The sequence below is a fragment of the Arthrobacter sp. JUb119 genome, from assembly GCF_024807995.1.
Taxonomy (GTDB): Bacteria; Actinomycetota; Actinomycetes; order Actinomycetales; family Micrococcaceae; genus Glutamicibacter.
On record NZ_JANUFE010000001.1, the window covers coordinates 991,745 to 1,013,115 of the forward strand.

22 protein-coding genes and 2 tRNA genes are annotated in these 21,371 nt (G+C 62.0%); 8 read left to right on the top strand and 16 right to left on the bottom strand.

The window, feature by feature from the left end:
- Positions 1–71 precede the first annotated feature (71 nt).
- Positions 72–713 (bottom strand): TetR/AcrR family transcriptional regulator, encoded by a 642-nt coding sequence (locus M2368_RS04730; protein ID WP_498724071.1) that lies wholly within the window; start codon positions 711–713, stop codon positions 72–74.
- Positions 714–807: 94 nt separating this feature from the next.
- Between M2368_RS04730 and M2368_RS04735 the strand changes: the two genes are divergently transcribed.
- Positions 808–2,040: a glycosyltransferase gene (locus tag M2368_RS04735; RefSeq protein ID WP_402734874.1), complete on the top strand. Its 1,233-nt coding sequence runs from the start codon at positions 808–810 to the stop codon at positions 2,038–2,040.
- Between the two features lie 66 nt (positions 2,041–2,106).
- A complete protein-coding gene (locus tag M2368_RS04740; protein WP_402734875.1) occupies positions 2,107–3,333 on the top strand; it encodes a methyltransferase in 1,227 nt (408 codons plus the stop codon).
- 86 nt (positions 3,334–3,419) lie between these two features.
- On the opposite strand, the gene M2368_RS04745 is transcribed toward M2368_RS04740, so the two are convergent.
- From M2368_RS04745 to M2368_RS04780, 8 genes are all read right to left on the bottom strand, one after another.
- The gene (locus tag M2368_RS04745; protein WP_105657755.1) at positions 3,420–3,614 is read right to left on the bottom strand and encodes a CsbD family protein; all 195 of its coding nucleotides are present in this window, start codon (positions 3,612–3,614) and stop codon (positions 3,420–3,422) included.
- 161 nt (positions 3,615–3,775) lie between these two features.
- The gene (locus M2368_RS04750) at positions 3,776–4,069 is read right to left on the bottom strand and encodes a transcriptional regulator (RefSeq protein WP_402734985.1); all 294 of its coding nucleotides are present in this window, start codon (positions 4,067–4,069) and stop codon (positions 3,776–3,778) included.
- Entirely contained in the window at positions 4,056–4,718 is a 663-nt protein-coding gene (locus M2368_RS04755) for a hypothetical protein (RefSeq protein ID WP_332489097.1), read from the bottom strand. The genes M2368_RS04750 and M2368_RS04755 overlap by 14 nt, the downstream gene beginning before the upstream one ends.
- Before the next feature lie 258 nt (positions 4,719–4,976).
- Complete coding sequence (locus M2368_RS04760) at positions 4,977–5,585, bottom strand: class I SAM-dependent methyltransferase (RefSeq protein ID WP_332503844.1); 609 nt, start codon at positions 5,583–5,585, stop codon at positions 4,977–4,979.
- Between the two features lie 112 nt (positions 5,586–5,697).
- Positions 5,698–5,773: transfer RNA gene (locus tag M2368_RS04765), tRNA-Val, on the bottom strand.
- Positions 5,774–6,435: 662 nt separating this feature from the next.
- Positions 6,436–6,511: transfer RNA gene (locus M2368_RS04770), tRNA-Val, on the bottom strand.
- Positions 6,512–6,626: 115 nt separating this feature from the next.
- Entirely contained in the window at positions 6,627–7,079 is a 453-nt protein-coding gene (locus M2368_RS04775) for a redoxin domain-containing protein (RefSeq protein WP_133833430.1), read from the bottom strand.
- Complete coding sequence (locus M2368_RS04780) at positions 7,079–7,495, bottom strand: DUF3052 domain-containing protein (protein ID WP_105657750.1); 417 nt, start codon at positions 7,493–7,495, stop codon at positions 7,079–7,081. The genes M2368_RS04775 and M2368_RS04780 overlap by 1 nt, the downstream gene beginning before the upstream one ends.
- 362 nt (positions 7,496–7,857) lie before the next feature.
- On the opposite strand from M2368_RS04780, the gene aceE reads away from it, so the two are divergent.
- Positions 7,858–10,602, top strand: coding sequence for a pyruvate dehydrogenase (acetyl-transferring), homodimeric type (aceE, locus tag M2368_RS04785; RefSeq protein WP_105657749.1), 2,745 nt, complete (start codon positions 7,858–7,860; stop codon positions 10,600–10,602).
- On the opposite strand, the gene M2368_RS04790 is transcribed toward aceE, so the two are convergent.
- Positions 10,562–10,696, bottom strand: a complete 135-nt coding sequence (locus M2368_RS04790; protein WP_286134540.1) for a hypothetical protein — start codon at positions 10,694–10,696, stop codon at positions 10,562–10,564. The two genes, aceE and M2368_RS04790, sit on opposite strands and share 41 nt — an antisense overlap.
- A gap of 62 nt (positions 10,697–10,758) precedes the next feature.
- Between M2368_RS04790 and M2368_RS04795 the strand changes: the two genes are divergently transcribed.
- From M2368_RS04795 to M2368_RS04815, 5 genes are all read left to right on the top strand, one after another.
- Positions 10,759–11,970: a PucR family transcriptional regulator gene (locus tag M2368_RS04795; protein WP_105657748.1), complete on the top strand. Its 1,212-nt coding sequence runs from the start codon at positions 10,759–10,761 to the stop codon at positions 11,968–11,970.
- A 176-nt stretch (positions 11,971–12,146) separates the two neighbouring features.
- Positions 12,147–13,070 (top strand): ACP S-malonyltransferase, encoded by a 924-nt coding sequence (locus tag M2368_RS04800; RefSeq protein WP_105657747.1) that lies wholly within the window; start codon positions 12,147–12,149, stop codon positions 13,068–13,070.
- 219 nt (positions 13,071–13,289) lie between these two features.
- Positions 13,290–13,535 (top strand): acyl carrier protein, encoded by a 246-nt coding sequence (locus M2368_RS04805; protein ID WP_105657746.1) that lies wholly within the window; start codon positions 13,290–13,292, stop codon positions 13,533–13,535.
- Between the two features lie 121 nt (positions 13,536–13,656).
- Positions 13,657–14,904 (top strand): beta-ketoacyl-ACP synthase II, encoded by a 1,248-nt coding sequence (gene fabF, locus M2368_RS04810; RefSeq protein WP_105657745.1) that lies wholly within the window; start codon positions 13,657–13,659, stop codon positions 14,902–14,904.
- A 193-nt stretch (positions 14,905–15,097) separates the two neighbouring features.
- Positions 15,098–15,673, top strand: coding sequence for a dihydrofolate reductase family protein (locus M2368_RS04815; RefSeq protein WP_105657744.1), 576 nt, complete (start codon positions 15,098–15,100; stop codon positions 15,671–15,673).
- 6 nt (positions 15,674–15,679) lie between these two features.
- Here the strand turns inward: M2368_RS04815 and M2368_RS04820 are convergent, their stop codons facing one another.
- The 6 genes from M2368_RS04820 to M2368_RS04845 form a co-directional block, all read right to left on the bottom strand.
- Positions 15,680–16,066, bottom strand: a complete 387-nt coding sequence (locus tag M2368_RS04820) for a VOC family protein (RefSeq protein ID WP_105657743.1) — start codon at positions 16,064–16,066, stop codon at positions 15,680–15,682.
- A 298-nt stretch (positions 16,067–16,364) separates the two neighbouring features.
- Positions 16,365–16,868, bottom strand: a complete 504-nt coding sequence (locus tag M2368_RS04825; protein WP_105657742.1) for a DUF3145 domain-containing protein — start codon at positions 16,866–16,868, stop codon at positions 16,365–16,367.
- A 141-nt stretch (positions 16,869–17,009) separates the two neighbouring features.
- A complete protein-coding gene (locus M2368_RS04830; RefSeq protein WP_105657856.1) occupies positions 17,010–18,005 on the bottom strand; it encodes a tyrosine recombinase XerC in 996 nt (331 codons plus the stop codon).
- A gap of 33 nt (positions 18,006–18,038) precedes the next feature.
- Complete coding sequence (dprA, locus tag M2368_RS04835) at positions 18,039–19,283, bottom strand: DNA-processing protein DprA (protein WP_498724072.1); 1,245 nt, start codon at positions 19,281–19,283, stop codon at positions 18,039–18,041.
- Positions 19,284–19,291: 8 nt separating this feature from the next.
- Positions 19,292–20,851, bottom strand: a complete 1,560-nt coding sequence (locus M2368_RS04840) for a YifB family Mg chelatase-like AAA ATPase (protein ID WP_498724073.1) — start codon at positions 20,849–20,851, stop codon at positions 19,292–19,294.
- The gene (locus tag M2368_RS04845) at positions 20,848–21,210 is read right to left on the bottom strand and encodes a YraN family protein (protein ID WP_105657740.1); all 363 of its coding nucleotides are present in this window, start codon (positions 21,208–21,210) and stop codon (positions 20,848–20,850) included. Before M2368_RS04845 ends, M2368_RS04840 begins: the two co-directional genes overlap by 4 nt.
- Positions 21,211–21,371: the final 161 nt, after the last annotated feature.

Genomic DNA, 21,371 nt, shown 5'->3' on the forward strand with positions numbered 1-21,371 from the left:
GATGATGCTATGGATTCATGTTTCCATATTGCTCCCGCACCACCTAGAAGATGTCAAAGAATGGCCTCTGGCTAGTTGGGAATAACACCGGCACCACGCAGATAGTGCATGATCGCGTTCACGAAGGCCTCTTGCTGGTCCACGGGCCTTGCCGCTTGGCCCAGCGCGGCCGACAGGTGGGGGTAGCGGCCTGTTTCCAGCTGGGCGAACAGCGCCGCCGGGTCTTCGGGCCGCTGCTGGCTTTGCTCATTGAGCGCGAATGCTGCGGTGATGGCGTTGAGCATCGCCAGGCAATGCAGCTTGGCCCCTGCCTCCAGCCCGCTGCCTTCCAGGGCCGCTAATCCACGTTCCAGGTAGGCCAAGGCGTTCGGCCCCATGGACGCCTTGCCCATGGCCAGCGAGGGCACCCAGGGATGCCTGCGCATGATCTGCAGGCCCTGGGTGGCCAGGCGGAGCAGCTGCTGGGCAGCCGAACCGGCCAGCGATTCCAGTTCATATTCGGCGCTGATCTGCTCAACCATGAGGCCGGTGAGCTCCTCATGGGACTCAACGTAACGGTACAGGGAGGCGGCTCCTGCTCCGATCTTTGCAGCTACGGCTCTGATGGATACCGCTCCCATGCCTTCTTCATCGGCCAGCGCGATCGCCGCCTGGGCGATCTTGGCCCGGGAGTGCCGGGGCCTGGGCCCGGTGCGAGGCTGGTTGCCGGTCATCGCCCGTCCTTTCCCGCAGGGCGCGTCACGCGCCGTGCTCTGGCTGTATAGTTAACCGCGAACACTGTTCGCATTTAACTCTACAGGAGGAACCATGCGCTTGCTGATGATCGCACCGGGAACACGAGGCGATGTCGCGCCGATGGCCGGCCTCGGCCAGAAGCTGGCGCTCCATGGTTTCGATGTATCCATTGCGGCAAACCCGGCATACAAGGACCTTGCGGTTTCCGCAGGCTGCCGATTCCGGGAGCTCCCCGGCGACATGGTTGCCTTGGTCAAGCCGGCAGCTCCGGGCGCTAAGGCCAGCCCCAAGGATCTGCGCCGGTACCTCCGGGAGCTCCGGGACTATTTCGAACTGGCAGCTACCGGAACGATGGCCGCAGCCGAGCGAGGTGCCGATATCATCATGACCAATGCGGTAGCACCCTATGCCTACGACGTGGCCGAGGCCATGGGCATCCCCGCGATCGGCGCGCACCTGCAACCCATTGAACCCAGTGCAGCGTACTCGCCCATGGCTTTGGGTGCATCGCGCAGCTTCGGGCCACTGGGCAACAAGCTGCTCGGCCAGCTCTTCGCCGCTTCCAAGGCGCCCTACGACCTCCCAGCAAAGCGGGTACGCGAATCCCTGGGATTGCCCGCACGCAGCCGTGCCGCCTCCGAACGCCTTCGCCGCCAGCACCGGAGCCCCATTCTCCACGGCTTCAGTTCAGTTATCGTTCCACGGTCCGCTGATTGGCATGAGGGGATCGTCAATTGCGGGTACTGGTGGCCGCCAGCCGATCCGGCATGGACACCGCCGCAGAGGCTGCTCGACTTCATCGACGAGGGGCCGGCGCCAGTCTTCATTGGCTTCGGCAGCACGCAGGCGCTGGAACCGGACTTCATCACGGATGTTGCCCGGCGCACCGGAAGACGGACTATCGTGCAAGGGGAACCGGAAATCGACGAACCCGGCATCCTGGGCATCGGCGCGGTACCCCACCACTGGCTGTTTCCGCAGATGGCGGCCGTCGTGCACCATGCAGGGGCCGGCACCACGGCCGCTGGCCTGCGGGCAGGCGTCCCCGCAGTTCCGGTTCCGGTCTTCACCGACCAGCCGTTCTGGGCCCAGCGCATCCACCGGCTCGGCGCGGCTGCCGAGCCCATTGCCTACAAGCACTTGACTGCGCAGCGGCTCGCGTCCTCAATTACCGGAGTCCTGGCCAATGAGGACTTGGCCGATGGCGCCCGGCGAATTGCCCGGCAGCTGGCAGCCGAAACGGACAGCTCGATTCCAGTGATAAGGATCCTCGAACAGCTGGGCGCCAGGCACCGGCCCAGCTAGCCTGGCCGGGACCGGTAGAATTGGAACTCCAGCCCCTCGCAACAGAACAGCTCATGCGCGGTTGCCATGCGCTTGAGCAACGCTGATCGACAGGGCTATCCCATCGCTTCCCATTCCGCCACCGCCCCTGTGACCGTTTCCTGGGACCACGAAGGAACCAGCACCACAGCCATCTGGCTGTCCGCCAATTCCCGCCGGGCACCAGCACACATCGTGGTGGCCGATGACCGCTTGAGCGCGGATGCGGCCATGCGCCACGCGGCCCGCGGCACGGCCATGCTGTGGACCGGCGACTTCCACAACGCCAAGCAGCTGCTTGCCGCCATGGACCGGCGCATGGCGGCCGCCAACGCGGCCAAGGCCAGCAGCGCGAAGGCCAAGAAAAAGGTCCTGGATGATGCGCAGAAGTTCTACGCCATCCGGCAGGCCCGGGCCCAGCGTTCACGGATGCTGTCGCTGATCCTGGTTCCCTTGGATTTCCAGGCCGAGGACGGCCTGGCCGTCCTGGACTTGCCCCGGGCGCCGATCGTCGGTCCGGCGGTGGCATTCGGCTACGAGCAGGCCGCGGACCTGGCTGGACACCGGGCTGTGGCCAGCCTGCAGGAACTAGCTGGCATGCTCAGTGCCCACCAGTGGTTCCTGAAGGGTGTGGACGTTCCGGCCCTGGGAGCGAAAATCCACCCGGCCTACGGGACGTTCATGCCCACCCGCCAGGAATATGTGGATCTGGTGGCGGTGGCTCCGCTGGAGGACCTCTCGCTGGCTTTCGACATCGGCACCGGAACCGGAGTGCTCTCGGCAGTGCTGGCCCGCCGCGGAGTCAAGCAGGTCATCGGAACCGACATTCACCAGCGCGCGGTGGACTGCGCCAACGACAACTTCGCGCGCTTGGGCATTTCCGGCGCCGCTCGTGCGCAACTGACCAGCATGTTCCCCGAGGGCCGGGCCCCGCTGGTCGTGTGCAATCCCCCGTGGCTTCCGGGCAGCGCGCCGAGCACCCTGGATGCGGCCATCTACGATCCCGAGAGCAAGATGCTGATGCAGTTCCTGCGCGGATTGCCCGGTCACCTGACCGAGAGCGGCGAAGGATGGCTGATCATCTCGGATCTCGCCGAGCTGCTGGGCTTGCGTACCCGCGCGCTGCTGCTGGAGGCCATCGAGGCGGCAGGCCTGGAAGTCATCGACAAGATCGACACCGCGCCAAGGCACCACCGCGCACAGGATGCCCAGGACGTGCTGCATGCGGCCCGTTCGAAGGAAGTCACTTCATTGTGGAGGCTCAAGGCCAAGTAGCCCCGAGTGCGTTCCATGCAGAAACGGCAAAGGTGCCCGCGGAATTCGCGGGCACCTTTGCCGTTTAAGCTCCTGCGTGCCTGTTGCTACTTGTCCAGGCCGTCGCGTACGTCCTTGGCCGCATCCTTGACTGACTCGCCGGCCTGTTTGGCTTTCGCAGCGGCTTGGTCCTTAACGCCTTCAGCCTGCAGGCGTTCATTGCCGGTCGCATCGCCTACGGATTTCTTGGCCTTGCCCGAAACTTCTTGCGCCTTATTCTGGATCTTATCGCCTAGGCCCATTGGAAAATCTCCTTCTGCAGTTGATTCGACAGCGTACCTTCTCCAGCCTAATGGGCCGCGCAGATGATTCACCTGTCCCGGGCCTCTGCATTAGCTGGCAGATTTTCCCGGTTCCTCCCCGGCTGCGCAATTGCGTGTATCCTTGCACGTTCGTCCGACGATCACACCGTATCCAGCAATGCGCGAAGCTGTTCCTTGTACTCTTCGAAGGCGGTTCGCCCAGCGCGGGTCAAGGCAATGTAGGTCACTGGGCTGCGCCCCTCCAGGATCTTGTCCACCTTCACGTAGTCACCGTCTTCCAGCTTGCGCAAATGCGTGGCCAGATTACCCGAGGTCATCGACAGCAGGCCCTGCAGCTTGGGAAACGAGATGCTGTCCCCGGCCCGCAAGGTGTCCAGGACCGTGACGGTCCTCAGCCGTGCCTGGGCGTGGATCAGCGGGTCAAGCTCCTGCATGCCCACCCCGGATCAAGGCTCCTGAGACCAGTTCCGGCTTGCTGCCGTGCAGCAGGCCCAGCACGATGAATCCCAGCCCGCCAACTGCACCGGCCAAGAGGTTATGCGGTGCCGGCGCGGCCAGTGAGAGCAGGGCAATAGCCAGGATCCAGGACCCGAAGACCAGCTGGGCCCGGTCGTTGAAGAGCACCGAGCCGGCAACCACGAGCACGCCGATCACCAGGCACAGGCCGGTGAGGGCAAAAGTCGCCATGCCCATTGAGCTCAGCCCCTCGGCATGCAGCCGCCAACCGAGCAAGGCGGTGATGATCATGCCCAGACTGAAAGTGTTGCCGTAGATCGCCCCTTGCGCCATCGACGGACCTTTGGTCCCCGAACCGCGCTTGGCCGAATGCACGCCGGAAGTCACGATCGCGATGAGGAATGAGGCAACTGCGGTGCCGATGCCAACCGCCGGCGGCAGCAGCGGCGAGCCCTGCGGCGCGAGTGCCAAGTAGAGCCCGAGGAAGGCAATGATCCAGGCACCGCCCCAGATGGAGAACAGCAGTTGCTGGTTCGGGCTCATGCCCTCGCGGGCTTGCTGTGCATCCGATTCGATTCCACGCAGAATGCGAGCCGGGTCGATGTCATTGCTGTTCGTGTTGTCCATGGCGCACTGCCTCCTTCGGCGATCACCGCCTCCGAGCCGCAAAGCAGTACGTGATGAAAACCACTTTGCATTACAAAGTTCAAGATAGCGCTAACGACGGCTTACCGCAAGAGGCGCATTCTGGCAGCTGCGCCTAATCGCACCCCGCCGTTTTCGACCCACGGCAGAAGCCGCAGGCCAGAGGCCTTTCAAGAGCAATTGCACGTCGCATGGAAGCGAAGTGGCTTTTTTCCTGCAGTGTTCGGGTCGCGCTTGGCGCTATTTGCGCCCGAGTACGGCGACCAGGAAATCGGCGGCAGGCAAATGGAAGCTCCAGGTCGAATAGCGTTGCTGCAGTGCCAGCCCCGCCTCCAATGCGTCGGCCTCGAAGTCATCGAACCCGTAGCCGCGTCCCGAGCCGAAGCCGATGATCATGCGCCCGTCTGCCGCCAGATGCCCGCGCAGTTGCTGCAGCGCCGGGCGGCGTTCGGACTCGGAGAGGAAGGTGACGACATTGCCGGCAGAAACTATCAGGTCGAATTCCTGGTTCTCCCCCGCTGCGTCAGCGATGGTGAAGTCAGCCAGATTGCCGACCTGCCATTGGGCTTTGGGGTAATCTGCCCGGGCAACATCGATTAAATGCGGGTCGAGGTCCACGCCAACCACTTGGTGCCCTTGCTCGGAAAGCCAGCCGCCGATCCGCCCGGTCCCGCATCCGGCATCCAGAATTCTGCTGCCCCGGGCAACCATCGCGTCAACGGCGCGAGCTTCCCCGAAAATATCCTGGCCTTCGGCGGCAAGCGTGCGCCAGCGCTGGGCAAAATTCTGCGAGTGGTCCGGGTTCTTGCGAACGGTGGCGAGCCAAAGGTTTTCTTCTGGTGCAGTCATGCATCCAGTTTCGCACTTTCGCTGGCATTCGGCGATTGGCTGGCGCCGGCCGGGAATACGAAGAAGACCGCTTCAATCACTCTTTCCAGAGTGATTGAAGCGGTCTTCGTTTTGGTGGGCCCTACCGGGATCGAACCGATGACATTCACGGTGTAAACGTGACGCTCTACCAGCTGAGCTAAAGGCCCTCCTGCAGTGTGTGAAATCGGGAAGTTTCTTTCCTTCAGTCCTTCGCTGCAACAAGTAATAATCTAATGCATCCCGAACTGACTTGGCAAATTGAAATGGAGGTTTTCATAAAAGAGTGCCGAGCGTCACCACATCGCCTGATCTTGGAACCTACTCTCCACTGGCGTTGCCGGCAAGTTCGAGGCTGTTCGCATGCACGGGTAATCCGCAATCGCCAGCATCGCCCCCACACCTGCTTATTCCACGCTGCACCACTGGGACCAGCGCCACCGAGGCGCGAGCTCAGTCCAGCGCGGAAGAACACGAGGCGCCTGGATCTGCGGACTTGCCCCGCAGGTGGAAGCGAAGCAGCTCGATGAGCGATAGCACGTACCAAGAAGCGGTGATCGAAGACGACGCCGCCACCCTCCACGGGGCATTGGAAAACAGCGATGCCAGATCGCTGTACCGGGTTCGCAGATTCGAAGCACCCTCCGGTGCCGCGCAAGGGCCACCGGCTCAGCCACGCTGGCTTCGGACGACAATGCCAGGAGTCCAGCGTCATCGAGGATCAAATATTCCATGAAGGCGGCACTATGGGCACCGCAGGACTTGCCCGAGTGGAAAAATCGCCTCAAGGAGACAAAAAATCCCCGATCCGAATGGATCGAGGATTCTTATTTGGTGGGCCCTACCGGGATCGAACCGATGACATTCACGGTGTAAACGTGACGCTCTACCAGCTGAGCTAAAGGCCCTTACCATGTTCGCTTTTGCAAGCCAACGAGGAATAACTCTACACAGGTTTCTGCGTCCGGGCAAATCGGTGAGCCGACTTTTTTCGTGAACTGGAGCACAGCCCATATCGGCACGCTAAACGGCGCGTTCCACTGCCGCCTTGTAATCATCAATGCTTCTTGGCTGCGTCATCTCGCTGCGGAAAACATCGCGCACTTCACCGTCAACCAGGTACAGCGTCAATCTGGCCGCGACCCCACGCTCAGGGTCAAAGGCGTCGGCCTGTTGCGCCACCGCCCCATGAGGCCAAAAATCGGCCAGCAGCTCGAAGTCCAAGCCAAGCGACTGCGCATAGTTGCGCAGGGTGAATTTATGGTCCACCGAAATGGCCACGATGCGCACCTGGTGCTGCGTGAAGAATTCGTAGTGCTCTTGGAGTGTTGCCAGTTCCGACCCGCATACCCGCGAAAATGCCCAGGGATAAAAGACAACCAGCACCCGGCCGCTAGACAGCCCGGTACTGGTTATCGTTTCGCCGTACTGATTTTCCAGCGAGAAGTCGAACAGGCGTGAACCTGTTTGAATCATTAGTTCTTCTTACGCGGGGCGAGGCGGATTGCGGACCAATCCTCCGAAACGCCTTCACTAGTAGTTACATGCAGGCCAGCGGTTGGCGCCTCCTGCTGGATAAGTGCTGGGGATACATGTCCCTCGCGGCCCTGCTTAGGAGTAAGCAGCCAAACGATGCCACTCTCGTCCAAGCAGTTCAGCGCGTCCATCAATGCGTCAACTAGATCTCCATCGCCGTCGCGCCACCAGAAAATGACTGCGTCGACAACGTCATGGTCCTCTTCGGTGAGCAGCTCTGAACCAATCAGGTCCTCGATCGATTCGCGCAGATCGTAGTCCACATCATCGTCGTAACCCAGTTCCTGAATAAGGTCTTCATTAGCGAAGCCCAATTTTTTGGCGGGCTCCAAGTTTGCCGATACGGCGTCGCTCACTTCATTCCTCCTGCTGGTGCAAAGCGTTACTACCAACGAAACACGGTTTTGCCGCTCCGTTCAAGCGCTACAGCGATAACACGCCGAACAAATATAACCCACATTCCAGTGACCCGCATCATATTGACATGGCCATCGGGAAGTTAGCTCCCGTACCTAGTTGCGCAAGTCACTTCAAATATCTGATTTAAACCGGTTTTTGCTGGAAAACGCGCCACAAAACTGGATCGTTTAACACTAGAGTTGCATATGAACCGGCAGTGCACATCATTCCAGTGCTACTGCACCCGTTGTCCCAATACCGATGCACCGCAGCGCAAAACTGCACAGCGTCGGAGCCGCAATTCAATCAAGGAGCTTCCGTGGCTGTAGAGGAACACATCTCCCAGATCCGTAGCGGGTTGACTTACCAGCTGTCCGATCGGGATCCTGAGGAAACTCAGGAATGGATGGACTCGTTTGACTCCCTCGTAGAGACCCAGGGCACCGAGCGTGCCCAGTTCATTATCCGCTCGCTGCTGCAGCGTGCAGGTGCCAAGTCCGTGGGCGTGCCGCACGTGACCACCACCGACTACGTGAACACCATTCCTGTGGACCAGGAACCAGAATTCCCGGGCGATGAGGCCATCGAGCGCCGCTACCGCGCCTTCATGCGCTGGAATGCCGCCATCATGGTGCACCGCGCTCAGAACCCTCATATCGGCGTTGGCGGGCACATCTCCACCTATGCCGGTGCAGCGACCCTGTATGAAGTAGGTTTCAACCACTTCTTCCGCGGCAAGAACCACCCAGGCGGCGGCGACCAGGTCTTCTTCCAGGGCCACGCCTCGCCAGGCATGTACGCCCGCGCATTCCTCGAAGGCCGCCTGTCCGAAGAGGACATGGACGGGTTCCGCCAGGAAAAGTCGAAGGAAGGCCACGCGCTTCCTTCCTACCCTCACCCGCGTTCCCTGCCTGACTTCTGGGAATTCCCAACCGTCTCGATGGGCATCGGCCCAGCTAACGCCATCTACCAGGCGCAGCTGAACCGCTACCTGCAGAACCGCGGCATCAAGGACACCTCGGACCAGCAGGTCTGGGCCTTCCTGGGCGACGGCGAAATGGACGAGCCGGAGTCGCGCGGCTTCCTGCAGCTGGCCGCCAACGAAAAGCTGGACAATCTGAACTTCGTCATCAACTGCAACCTGCAGCGCCTTGACGGCCCGGTTCGCGGCAATGGCAAGATCATGCAGGAACTGGAAGCCTTCTTCCGCGGTGCCGGCTGGAATGTCATCAAGGTTGCTTGGGGCCGCGAGTGGGATGCCCTGCTCGAAGCAGACAAGACCAACGCGCTGGTTGACATCATGAACCAGACCCCGGATGGCGACTACCAGACCTACAAGGCTGAGTCCGGCGCATTCGTTCGCGAGCACTTCTTCGGCCAGCGTCCGGAAACCAAGGAATTGGTTGCCGACATGAGCGACGACGAGATCTGGAACCTGAAGCGTGGCGGCCACGATTACCACAAGGTCTACGCCGCCTACAAGGCTGCTGCGGAGTTCAAGGGCAAGCCGACCGTCATCTTGGCCAAGACCGTCAAGGGCTACGGCCTGGGTTCGCACTTCGAGGCTCGCAACGCGACCCACCAGATGAAGAAGCTGACCATGGAGGACTTGAAGAAGTTCCGTGATCACCTGCGCATCCCCATCACCGACGAGCAGCTCGAAGCGGACCTCTACACTCCTCCGTACTACCGCCCAACCGAGGATTCGGCTGAGTACAAGTACATGATGGAGCGCCGCGAGGCCCTGGGCGGTTCGGTGCCTACCCGCCGCCAGGAAGCTTCGAAGAAGCTGGCCCTGCCAGGCGAGAAGACCTACGCGATCGCCAAGCGCGGTTCGGGCAAGCAGCAGGCGGCCACCACCATGGCCTTCGTGCGCCTGCTCAAGGACCTGATGCGCGACAAGGAATTCGGCCACCGCATCGTGCCGATCGTGCCAGATGAGTCCCGTACCTTCGGCATGGACTCGTTCTTCCCGACTGCGAAGATCTACAACCCGGGCGGCCAGAACTACCTGTCCGTGGACCGCGATCTGGTCCTGGCCTACAAGGAATCCCCTCAGGGCCAGCTGATCCACCCGGGCATCAACGAGGCCGGCGCTGTCGCAGCCTTCACCGCTGCCGGCACCAGCTACTCGACCCACGATGAACCGCTGATCCCGATCTACGTGTTCTACTCGATGTTCGGCTTCCAGCGCACCGGCGACCAATTCTGGGCAGCCGGGGACCAGATGACCCGTGGCTTCATCATCGGCGCTACCGCCGGCCGCACCACCCTGACCGGTGAAGGCCTGCAGCACGCAGATGGCCACTCGCCAATCCTGGCCTCGACCAACCCTGCTGTGATCACCTACGATCCGGCCTACGGCTACGAAATCGGCCACATCATGCGCTCCGGCCTGGAACGCATGTACGGCGGAACCCACGCCGATCCGAACGTGATGTACTACCTGACCGTGTACAACGAGCCGATCAGCCAGCCAGCTGAGCCGGAGAACGTTGACATCGAAGGCATCATCAAGGGCATCCACCTGCTCAAGGAAGCTACCACCGACGGCCCGCGCGCACAGCTGCTGGCCTCGGGCGTGGCCGTGCCATGGGCGCTGGAAGCCCAGGCCATCCTGGCCGAGGAGTGGGGCGTTTCGGCTGATGTCTGGTCGGTCACCTCGTGGAACGAACTGGCCCGCGACGGCCAGCGCGCCGACGCCGACGTGCTCGTGGATCCATCGAAGCCGCGGCGCACCCCGTACGTGACCTCGAAGCTGGAGTCCACCCCGGGCCCAGTCATCGCGACCACCGACTACATGCGCGCCGTGCCCGAGCAGCTGCGCCCGTACGTGCCAGGTGAATTCCACACCCTGGGCGCGGACGGCTTCGGCTTCTCGGACACCCGTGCCGCGGCCCGCCGCTTCTTCAAGATCGATGCGCACTCGCTGGTCGTGCAGACCTTGCAGTCGCTGGTTGAGCGCGGCGAAATCCCTGCGGACACCGCAGTGAAGGCGCACGCCAAGTACGACCTGAATAACGCTAACGCCGGCCAGTCCGGCAACGCTGGCGGCGACGCCTAGGCCCCAGGGTCCAGGTGCCCGGAGCTTGCTCCGGCGCCGCATTGAGCAGCTGCCCGATGACGAGGTTTTCCTCGTTGCCGGGCAGCTGGCTCATTTAATCTCACCTTTACCTGCTGTGCCGGGCGCGGGGGAAGAAAAGAAACTAAGCTGGAACCCATGAGTCCTGAAATGGATGCCGCCGCAGCTCCGAAGAACCGTCCCAGCCGATCCCAGGCACCCAGCAGTGAAACGCTCAAGCGACTCAAAAGCCATATTGGCGTCCTGTCCACCACCGCGCTGAAGTACCTGGACCAGCAACTGCCCTGGTACCGATCGCTGGCGCCCAATGAGCGCGCCGCCTTGGGACTGATCGCCCAGAAGGGCATCTCCACCTTCGTTACCTGGTACGAGGATCCCTCCTCCACCCCGTCCTGGGTGGTGACCGACGTCTTCGGCGCCGCTCCCACGGAGCTGACCCGATCCATCTCCCTGCAGAAGGCCTTGGGCCTGTTGCGCACCATCGTGGAAGTGGTCGAATCCCAGGTGCCCGACATCGCCGCCGAGCATGAGCAGGCAGCCCTGCGCGAAGCGGTGCTGCGCTATTCGCGCGAGGTCGCTTTTGCCGCCGCCGATGTCTATGCCCGCGCCGCCGAAACCCGCGGCGCCTGGGACTCGCGCTTGGAGGCCCACGTGGTCGACGCGGTGCTGCACGGCGAGGCCCACGACTCGCTCTCCTCGCGCATTGCGGCCATTGGCTGGAAGTCGCAGAAGAATATCCGCATCCTGGTGGGCACCACCCCTTCGTCCAACCCGGCCACCTTCGTCTCGGCCCTGCGCCGTATTGCCATCCGCTACTCGCGCGATTCGCTGGTGGGCGTGCTCGGCGACCGCTCGGTGCTGATGCTTTCGGACACCAAATTCGAAGAAGCGGATCTGAGCCGGCTGACCCGGTTCTTCGGGCCCGGCCCGCTGGTCTACTCCCCCATGGCTCCGACGGTGAAGGAAATGCACCACGCCGCGGTGGCAGCCGTGGCGGGATTCAGCGCTGCCAAGGCCTGGCCGCAAGCGCCGAATCCGGTCGGTGCCGATGACCTGTGGCCAGAACGCGCCTGCAACGGCGATGAATTGGCCCGCACGGCGCTGGTGGACCAGGTCTACATTCCGCTGCAGCAGGCCTCCAATGGCCTGGCTGAAACGCTCTCCAGCTACTTGGCGCTTGGCCACTCGCTCGAAGGCACCGCCCGGGAACTGTTTGTCCATGCAAACACGGTGCGCTACCGGCTCAAGCGGGTCAGCGAAGTGACCGGTTGGGATCCACTGGTTCCCCGGGATGCCTTCGTCCTGCAAACCGCGCTGCTTTTCGGACGGCTCCACGAATCGAACTTGTAGGCTTCAACCAAAGAGCGTCGAGCTCCCGACACCGATAATTCCGAGTTGATCGCGCATTACAGCGGAATTCAGCTTCTGGATACGCTAGGCTTTTGTAGAGATCCTACAAACAGTCACCACGAGCTTGGTACTCAAATGAAGCGCCAAAAGCTCCCAACATTTGGAAAGCTGTAAGAGTGTTAGCAATCGTTTGCCCCGGACAGGGCTCCCAGACCCCAGGTTTCCTCACCGAATGGCTCGACGTCGATGGCGTGGCCGAGCATTTGCAGGCGCTCAGCTCGATCACCGAGCGCGACCTCACCGCCCACGGCACCACCTCCGATGAAGAGACCATCAAGGACACCGCCGTCGCCCAGCCGCTGATCGTCGCTGCCGGCCTGGTCACCGCCCGTGCGCTCTTTGGCAGCTCGCTGCCGGCAGGCGCCGTGGTGGCCGGCCACTCGGTTGGCGAGATCACCGCGTCGGCCCTGGCCGGCGCGCTGGACGAAGCTGACGCCATGAATTTCGTGAAGGTCCGCGCCAACGCCATGGCCGAAGCCGCTGCGGCGACTCCGACCGGCATGGCAGCAGTGCTCGGCGGCGACCCGGATGAGGTCCTGGCCAAGCTCGACGAACTGGGCCTGACCCCGGCCAACGCCAATGGCGGCGGCCAGATTGTGGCCGCAGGAACCATGGAGCAGCTCGCGGCCCTGGGCGAGAACCCGCCGGCCAAGGCTCGCGTGATCCCCCTGAAGGTTGCCGGCGCATTCCATACCGCGCACATGCAGCCCGCAGTTGGCATCCTGGAGGAACTGGCCGGAACCATCACCCCGAAGGAACCAGCGGAAACCCTGCTCTCGAACTTCGACGGCAAGGCCGTAGCCGATGGCCAGGCGAACCTCGATTCGCTGGTCGCCCAGGTATCGCGTCCGGTCCGCTGGGACCTGTGCATGCAGACGCTGGCCGAAGCTGGCGTGACCGGTGTGCTGGAACTGGCACCGGCCGGAACCCTGGTGGGATTGGCCCGCCGCGGGCTCAAGGGCGTGAAGACCCTGGCGGTGAAGAGTCCAGCGGATCTGGAAGCTGCCAAGGCGTTCATCGCCGAGCACACCGCCAACTAGGCTTTTGCGCCGTTCACAGATTGTGCACGCCGGGAACGTCATGTTGCGTCCGCCGAGCGCGTCTCTGGCCTAAGCTTTAAACCGACGAAACGTGCCGCGCATTCTTGATGCGCCACCAAAGTTTCATTAAGCCGGCTGGAACCGGTTCCTGGAAACAGGATCTGCGCCCAGCCACAAAAATGACCGGAGTCCTCCGGCTAAGAAGAAAAGGAGCCATCCATGGCTAGCAACGAAGAAATCCTGGCGGGCCTCGCCGAAATCGTCAACTCCGAGACCGGCCTGGACGAAGCAGACGTGCAGATGGACAAGTCCTTCACCGAGGACCTGGACATCGACTCGATCTCGATGATGACCATCGTCGTTGAGGCTGAGGAAAAGTTCGAGGTCAAGATCCCTGACGAAGAGGTCAAGAACCTGAAGACCGTCGGCGACGCCGTCAACTTCATCGCTGCGGCACAGGCCTAAGCTTCCCGGCGTTTTTTCGCCACACCGTTGTGCGGGCAAGCCGCGCACACCGGCCGGTACGTCAAGCCGGCCCCCTGAATTTCCAAGCACAGTTCTTATTCGCACAGTAGAGAGTTTGATGATGGCGCGCAAAGTAGTGATCACCGGTCTCGGAGCCACCACCCCAATCGGCGGGGATGTCCCCACCCTATGGGCAAACGCCCTCAAGGGCGTCTCCGGCGCCGTAACCCTGGAAGATGACTGGGTTAAGGAATACGACCTGCCGGTCACCTTCGCCGCCCGCGCTGCTGTGCAGCCGACCGAGGTACTCTCCCGCCCGGAGACCAAGCGCATGGACCCATCGACCCAGTTCGCTGTGGTTGCGGCCCGTGAAGCCTGGGCCGACTCAGGCCTGGTCAAGGAAGAGATGGACCAGAACAAGCTGGCCGTTGCCTTCGCTACCGGCATCGGCGGCGTCTGGACCCTGCTCAACGCCTGGGACACCCTGCGTGAAAAGGGCCCACGCCGCGTCCTGCCCATGACCGTGCCAATGCTGATGCCTAACGGCCCAGCAGCTGCCGTGTCGCTGGACCTGGGTGCCGCCGGTGGCGCGCATACCCCGGTTTCGGCTTGCGCTTCGGGTACCGAAGCGATGCACGTTGGCCTGGAACTGATCCGTTCGGGCAAGGCCGATGTGGTCATGGTCGGTGGCGCAGAAGCCGCGATCCACCCCATGCCGATGGCCGCCTTCGCGTCCATGCATGCACTCTCCCGCCGCAACGATGATCCGACCAAGGCTTCGCGTCCCTACGACACCGACCGTGATGGCTTTGTCATGGGCGAGGGCGCTGGCGCGCTGGTATTGGAAGCCGAAGAGCATGCAATCGCCCGCGGCGCACGCATCTACGCCGAGCTGGCAGGCTCCTCGGTCACCTCCGATGCGCACCACATCACCGCACCGGATCCAGAAGGCATGGGTGCAACCCGTGCGCTGAAGGCTGCCATGTTCGATGGCCGCATCCAGCCAGAGGACGTGGTCCATGTGAACGCCCACGCAACCTCCACCCCAGTTGGCGACAAGCCGGAATACGCTGCGCTGAAGAACGCCCTGGGCGATCACCTCGAGAACGTGTGGGTATCCGCGACCAAGTCACAGATGGGCCACCTGCTGGGCGCTTCCGGTGCCGTGGAGTCCGTGCTGTGCGCACTGGCCATCTACAACCGCAAGGCCCCGGTGACCATTAACCTGGACAACCAGGATCCAGAGATCCCGTTGAAGGTCGTCACCGGCCAGCCTGCGCAGCTGCCTGCAGAGGGCTCCATCGTTGCGCTGAATAACTCCTTCGGCTTCGGCGGCCATAACGCCGTGGTCGCCATCCGCAGCGTCTAGCCGTTCCGGCAGCTGCAGGCGAGCGCGCCACTGGGCTGGTTGAAGAGTAATCTTCAACCAGCCCAGTGGTCTTTAACCCCGAAAGAATTGGCTCAGAGCCATTGCTTCGGTCCTGACATGTTCGTTAAGCTCAAGTACCGCCTCATGTCGGAGGCAACTGACGGTACATGCCACGAGCAAAGGATCCCTTCCCATGCGCACCCTGATCGCCACTTCCTTCGTCTCCTTGGACGGTGTCGTCCAAGCCCCGGGCGGCGAACCCGGCTACCGCAATTCAGGCTGGACGATGAACTCGGTCGAGTTCGACCCCGCCGCCTACGAACTGAAGGGCGCCGAGCAAGAAGAAGCCAGCGCCATGCTCTTGGGCCGGCACAGCTACGAGGCCTTCTGCGCGGTGTGGCCCTCGATGACCGAGCAGTTCCCGCAGTACAACGCGATGCCCAAGTACGTGCTCTCCACTACCTTGCGGGAGAAGGACTTGGCCGGGAACTGGGGCGAGACTGCGATCTTGCGCTCGGTCGCCGATGTGGCGCGGCTTCGAGCCGGCGACGGCGGCCCGATCAGTATCCATGGATCGGCAACGATGGTCCACTCGCTGCAAGAACATCAGCTCATCGACCAGTACAACCTGCTGGTCTTCCCGGTTTTGCTTGGTGCAGGCAAGCGCCTTTTCAGCGACGCGAGCCTGGACGCGCAGAAGCTGGCCCTTATTGATTCGCAGGTCTACTCCAACGGCATCCAGAAGAACGTGTTCAAGGTTCAGCGCTAGCTGGTCCTAGCTGGCTGCGGGCAGGTAAGGCCGGGTGATCAATTCCAGGTAGTGCCCGGAAGGATCAAGCAGATAGACTCCCCGGCCGCCGTGTTCATGATTAATCTGCCCTGGCAGCTGCCGTTGGGGATCGGCCCAATGCTCCATTTTCCCCTCGCGGATAGTCGCGTAGGCGCGGTCGAAATGCTCGTCATCGAGCAGGTAGGCATAGTGCTGCGCTGGGAAGTCCATCGGTGGTGCAGCGAATTGAAGCAGCACCCCGTGGGCCAGGCTGATGTTGGTAAATGGTCCCCAGCTTGATTCCGCGCGGGCTTCGAGCAACTCAAGATAGAACTTTGCCATGCGTTGCGGGTCGAGTGAAGCGATGATGGTGTGGTTGAACTGTGCGGTCATGTCTCCCTTTCGTGGTTCAGATGTGCTGTTCTTTGGTGGAATGCATCTGGCACGGGAGGGCCGCGGATCAGGGAACGACCAGTTTGCCGTTCCGGGAGTGGCCGCATGCGGCCTGACTGGTCTTCATCGCCATCGAGCATAGCACTGCGCTTCGGCACTTCTCCACAACCGCAGTTTTTAAAGCAAGAAGTGGGATCCCCGGCATGGGATCCCACTTCTTTTGGGTAACAACCCCGCACCATCGGGGTTGTATCTGAGTGTCTGTTGATAAGTCACTCAGGGACTAGATAACCAGTTGCTAAACCACCTGGTTGAGCCATCGAACAGGCGCGTCTTCGCCTGCGTGACGGAAGGGTTCAAGTTCTTCATCCCAGGGCTCGCCGAGAGCGATGGACATCTCCTGGTAGAAGACCGAGGGATTGCCGTCGCCCTTTTCATAGGCCCACCGGATGCGTTCTTCGCTGACCATGACGTTGCCAGCGCAATCAACGGTGGCGTGGAAGATGCCAAGATCAGGGGTCACGGACCAACGGCTGCCGTCGGCACCCGGGCTTGGGTCTTCGGTGATTTCGAAACGAAGGTGCTGCCAACCATGCATCTCACTGGTCAGCAAAGCGCCGGTACCTTGCGTACCTACCCACTCGATTTCGGCGCGACAAAATCCGGGTGCGACGTGCTGTTCGGTCCACTCCATTTTTACTGGAGTACCGAGCACGGACCCGATTGCCCATTCCAGATGTGGGCATAGCGCTGCAGGGGCGGAATGAATATAAATCACGCCTCTGGACATCGGTGCAGACATGCCATCCTCCGTTGCGGTGTTGATCGTCTTCCCCTACGTCAACATCGTTCCGGTGCCATCGCCGCCGATACTTCCATTTTGCCCGATGAAGAGGCCTTTCGCCACCCAGAAAGGCTATTTTTGCAGATTGGTACCAAATAGTCAGGCTCGGGGATGGGCTTGGCGGTAGCTTTGCCTCAATCGGTCAACCGAAACGTGAGTATATAGCTGGGTCGTTGCCAGCGAAGCATGCCCGAGGAATTCCTGGACAGCACGCAAATCTGCGCCGCCATCCAGCAGATGCGTGGCTACGGTGTGCCTTAACGCGTGCGGGCCGCTGGCAGCGGTATCCCCCAGCGATTGCAAGGCCTTGGAAATGACCTCTCGTGCCTGGCGTACATTCAAGCGCGCACCGCGCACCCCTACGAGCAAAGCGCCTTGAGCTTCCTGGCGGGCCAGGACCTTGCGATGCGACCGAATCCACCCGATGATCACGCGTTCGGCGGGCTTGCCAAACGGAACAACCCGTTCCTTGTTGCCCTTGCCGAGAACCCTGACGGTGCGTCGTTCGAAGTCGATGTCGTCAACGTCCAAGGCCACGAGCTCGCTGATACGCAGGCCGGATGCGTACAGCAACTCGGCGATGACTTTATCGCGTGCCGCTACGGCCTGGCTCTTGGCATCGGGGGCAGGTTCCGGCTTGCTCTCGCTGACTTCTTTTCCAGCAGGCGGCTGGGCTGTTTCGGAGAGCAAGCGGTCGATCTGGCTTGGCTGCAAAACATGCGGAAGACGCCGTTCCTTCCTGGGCGCGGCCAGCCGCAGGGCAGGGTCCGCGTCGATCAGCTGATGCTTCAGCGCCCACGCGAAGAAGCTCTTCACCGCAGAGATCCTGCGGGCCAAGGTGGTGCGGGAAATCTGCGATTCATGAAGCTGTGCCAACCAATCGCGGAGCGTATCAACTGAAATCTGCTTGAGGCTCGGATCCTGCGCATGGTGGAGCAAGAACTGGCCGAGGTTCCGCAAATCCACTTCGTAGGCTCGCAGGGTATTAGTGCTGCGGCCGCGTTCGCGTTGCAGGTACTCCAGGTAGTCTGCCACCGGCTCAGCGAATTTTGCTGACGTCGCATTGCTGGCGTGCGTCGTTGATTCTTGCTTCATCACTATTGAGGATACCCTCAGCTGCGTCACCGGTCAGTTTTGGCGCACCAACTTCCATGCCAGGCCATCGGTGGCAGCCATTTGCAGTGTCTCCAATCGATTGATGGCGCGTAGCGTCTGGATCAGCGGTACCCCGCTGCGGGCAGAGATCTCATCGACCAGCAGTCCTTTGGTGAAGGACATGATGTCGTACACCATTGCTTCGTCCCTACCCAGGATGTCCGTCGGGCGTTGCTGAACTTTGGCACTCCGCGGCTCTGCTTGGCAGTGGTGGCCAACCAGGCCCAGCGCATCTTGCGGGCTGGCGAGCAAGGCCGCACTGCCTTCTGCAATCAATCGGTGGCACCCTGCGGAGTTGGGCGCGAAAACGCTTCCGGGAACGGCCGCTACATCGCGTCCCAACTCGACTGCATGGCTGGCGGTGTTCAGCGCTCCTGAGCGGTGGCGCGCTTCGCTGACGATAACCAGCCTGCTCAATGCCGCGATCAGCCGGTTGCGGTTCAGGAAGCGGAAGCGTGCTGATGTGGTTCCGGGAGGCACCTCTGAGATCAGCACGCCGCGAGCAACAATCTGGTTGAGCAGGTTGCTGTTGCCCGAAGGGTAGAGCCGATCGATGCCGCCAGCCATAACCGTGATCGTTGGCGGGTTCGGATGCTGCCAATCGTCCACGCTCAGAGCGGCCCGGTGCGCGCTGGCGTCAATGCCGTAAGCGCCACCCGAGACAATGGTGTACCCGTTCAGGGCCAGGGTCCGGCCAAGATCGAAGGTGACTTGATCACCGTAGTCACTGGCATCGCGGGAGCCGACGATGGACACGCTGCGCGCCAGCTCTTGGCCTTCGAGCAATTGCGGGTTCGCTGAACGCCACCACAGGCACAGGGGACGTCCCAGTTCCAGGTCGGCTAGCTGTCGCGGCCACGAAGCATCGTCCGGGATCAGCAATCCGCCACCCGCGCGCGCAGCGGCATCCAAGGCTCCCGCCGGGTTGCTCAGCGACAGGCGCTTTCTCCATCGGGCCAAGGCTACCCTCAAGTCTTGTGCGCCATCCCCGGGCGGGTGGAATCCGAGGATTCCGTCGACCGGCGCTTTGAGCGCGGCCGGGTAGAAATCCTCCCGCTGGATCAGGCGCAGCAGTTCCTGTGGGCTCATCAGTTCCAGCAAGGCAGTGGCCACATAGTCGTTGGGCTCGATAAGTTGGTTCAGATGGGCGTAGACCCGGCGCTCCTGGCTGGTTGGAGCCGAGGCTTTTCCGGCAGTGTTCACATCGTTGAAAGTCATGGCCATACCTAGCTATTTTCCAAGTTCTGGCGAAGGTGAGCGGCGATGGCCAGATCATCCCCGGTCGGTGCTGCATGCCCTTGCTGGTCTGCAACCGTCCACGCGACCCGCAGGAGGCGGTGGATGGCACGCGCAGAGAGCCCGCGTCGTGTGGCGAGTTGTTCAAGCGCCGCCCGGGTCTTGGCCGAGTATTCCAGTTCATTCCTGAGGATCTGAGTTGGTATTTGCGCGTTGCAAGCAATAGAGAACTTTCCCAGCCGCTCCTTGCTGCGTGCCCGGGTGGCCAAGACGCGTTCACGCACCTGTGCACTGGATTCATTTGGTACTCCGCTAAGAAGCTGTGCCTGCGCTACCGGATTGACTCTGACTTGCAGATCCACACGGTCGAGGATGGGTCCTGAAAGCCGGGCGAAATAGCGCCGGCGGGCCATGGGCGTACAGGTGCACCCGGTACCGGTGCCGAAGTTTTTTCCGCAGGGACACGGATTGGAGGCCATGATGAGTTGGAAACGGGCCGGCAGCCGCTGGTGGCCGCGTATCCGCGCGAGGTTGATATAGCCTTCCTCGATCGGTTGGCGAAGCGCATCAAGTACTCCGGTGTGGAATTGCGCTGCTTCATCGAGGAATAGAATGCCCTGGTGCGCGCGGGTAATGGCCCCGGGAATGAGTTGGGCGGTTCCGCCGCCAATCAGGGCTGAACGGGACGCGGTGTGGTGCGGCGCCACGAAAGGCGGGGTGCGTTGCAGCTGGTCCAATTCCCCGGATCCGCCCCGAGTAATGGAATGCACCGCGGTGGCTTCAAGGGCTTGCAGGTCATCAAGTGGCGGCAGAATCGATGGCAGGCACTTGGCCAGCATGGTTTTGCCGGCACCGGCCGGTCCGACCATGATCAGGTGGTGCCCGCCGGCCGCGGCCAGTTCCAAGGCGAGCCGAGCTTCCTGCTGCCCGTTGACCAGGCCCAGGTCCGCATCGCCCGAGGCAGCAGTTCCTGCGGCAGGGCCAGCAGATTCGGTAGGCGCCTGCGGCTGCCGGTGGCGCAGGTAAGTGGTGACCTGTTCGGCTGGGGCTCCGCAGCAGGTGAGAACCTGTCCCAGATGGCGTAGCGCCATGACCTCGATTCCATGCACCAGCCTCGCTTCTGCCCCGTTAGACTCGGCCACGATCACCCGGTCAAGACCATGGACCTTGGCTAGCTGCACCGCTGGCAGCACCCCGGGTACTGGCCGCAAGGTGCCATCCAAGCCGAGTTCCGCCATGTACAGCGTGCTCGGTGACGCGAACAGCTGTTGATCAGCGGCCAAGGCGGCGATGACGATGGCCAGATCGAAAGCTGATCCATACTTGGGCAGGGTGGCTGGCGAAAGATTGACCGTCAGTTTCCGGTTTGCCAGAGGAATCCCTGAATTCCTTGCCGCGGCTTTGATTCGTTCACGGGCCTCGCTCAAAGATGCATCGGGCAAGCCCAGCAGGACGAATCCTGGGATGCCGTTGCCGAGGTCGGCCTCGACTTCCACCAGTGAGGCGCTGACCCCGTGCAGGGCCACTGCGCTGGTGCGCGCGGTGCTCATGAGCGCACGTTCTCATGCAGCCGGCATTCGAACCCTGTTGTTGTCAGATAGACCTCGACGATGTCCACGCGAAGTTCGGCGAGAAACATGCGATGGCATTGGGCCCAGGAAATCAGCAGCCTGTTGAGCCGGCGGAATTTTGCCGCGCTGATCGCCTCGAAGCCTGATCCATAGCGTTGCGAGGACCTCGTTTTGACTTCGATGGCGGTGATCTGACCGTTGCCGGCTCTTGCTACCAGGTCCAGCTCCCCTGCTGGGCATCTCCAATTGCGATCGAGAATTTCGTAGTGCTGCCCGGTGAGAAATGCGGCGGCAGCTTGTTCGCCATCGGTCCCTAGGCGTTGCTTCGCGGTCTGCATGTTTGCTCCTCGATGTCTGCGATCCGTAATGGAAACATCGTCGGAGAATTATGGTCCACAGCGGCGGCGCCCGCCGCGGAATGTGGACAATTCGCTTTAAGCGAGATCGCCGGCTCTGTTCCAGGAACAGAGCCAGCGATCGAATGCCGCAGTGCCTCTTG

Excerpts from the sequence above, each read along its gene's own strand:
- dprA (WP_498724072.1), bottom strand. The coding sequence starts at position 19,283 with ATGACTTTCAACGATGTGAACACTGCCGGAAAAGCCTCGGCTCCAACC.
- M2368_RS04830 (WP_105657856.1), bottom strand. The coding sequence starts at position 18,005 with ATGAAGCAAGAATCAACGACGCACGCCAGCAATGCGACGTCAGCAAAA.
- M2368_RS04795 (WP_105657748.1), top strand. The coding sequence starts at position 10,759 with ATGAGTCCTGAAATGGATGCCGCCGCAGCTCCGAAGAACCGTCCCAGC.
- M2368_RS04740 (WP_402734875.1), top strand. The coding sequence starts at position 2,107 with ATGCGCTTGAGCAACGCTGATCGACAGGGCTATCCCATCGCTTCCCAT.
- M2368_RS04815 (WP_105657744.1), top strand. The coding sequence starts at position 15,098 with ATGCGCACCCTGATCGCCACTTCCTTCGTCTCCTTGGACGGTGTCGTC.
- M2368_RS04845 (WP_105657740.1), bottom strand. The coding sequence starts at position 21,210 with ATGCAGACCGCGAAGCAACGCCTAGGGACCGATGGCGAACAAGCTGCC.
- M2368_RS04825 (WP_105657742.1), bottom strand. The coding sequence starts at position 16,868 with ATGTCTGCACCGATGTCCAGAGGCGTGATTTATATTCATTCCGCCCCT.
- M2368_RS04755 (WP_332489097.1), bottom strand. The coding sequence starts at position 4,718 with ATGGACAACACGAACAGCAATGACATCGACCCGGCTCGCATTCTGCGT.
- M2368_RS04805 (WP_105657746.1), top strand. The coding sequence starts at position 13,290 with ATGGCTAGCAACGAAGAAATCCTGGCGGGCCTCGCCGAAATCGTCAAC.
- M2368_RS04760 (WP_332503844.1), bottom strand. The coding sequence starts at position 5,585 with ATGACTGCACCAGAAGAAAACCTTTGGCTCGCCACCGTTCGCAAGAAC.
- M2368_RS04775 (WP_133833430.1), bottom strand. The coding sequence starts at position 7,079 with ATGATTCAAACAGGTTCACGCCTGTTCGACTTCTCGCTGGAAAATCAG.
- M2368_RS04730 (WP_498724071.1), bottom strand. The coding sequence starts at position 713 with ATGACCGGCAACCAGCCTCGCACCGGGCCCAGGCCCCGGCACTCCCGG.
- M2368_RS04735 (WP_402734874.1), top strand. The coding sequence starts at position 808 with ATGCGCTTGCTGATGATCGCACCGGGAACACGAGGCGATGTCGCGCCG.
- M2368_RS04790 (WP_286134540.1), bottom strand. The coding sequence starts at position 10,696 with ATGAGCCAGCTGCCCGGCAACGAGGAAAACCTCGTCATCGGGCAGCTG.
- M2368_RS04820 (WP_105657743.1), bottom strand. The coding sequence starts at position 16,066 with ATGACCGCACAGTTCAACCACACCATCATCGCTTCACTCGACCCGCAA.
- M2368_RS04840 (WP_498724073.1), bottom strand. The coding sequence starts at position 20,851 with ATGAGCACCGCGCGCACCAGCGCAGTGGCCCTGCACGGGGTCAGCGCC.
- fabF (WP_105657745.1), top strand. The coding sequence starts at position 13,657 with ATGGCGCGCAAAGTAGTGATCACCGGTCTCGGAGCCACCACCCCAATC.
- M2368_RS04745 (WP_105657755.1), bottom strand. The coding sequence starts at position 3,614 with ATGGGCCTAGGCGATAAGATCCAGAATAAGGCGCAAGAAGTTTCGGGC.
- M2368_RS04750 (WP_402734985.1), bottom strand. The coding sequence starts at position 4,069 with ATGCAGGAGCTTGACCCGCTGATCCACGCCCAGGCACGGCTGAGGACC.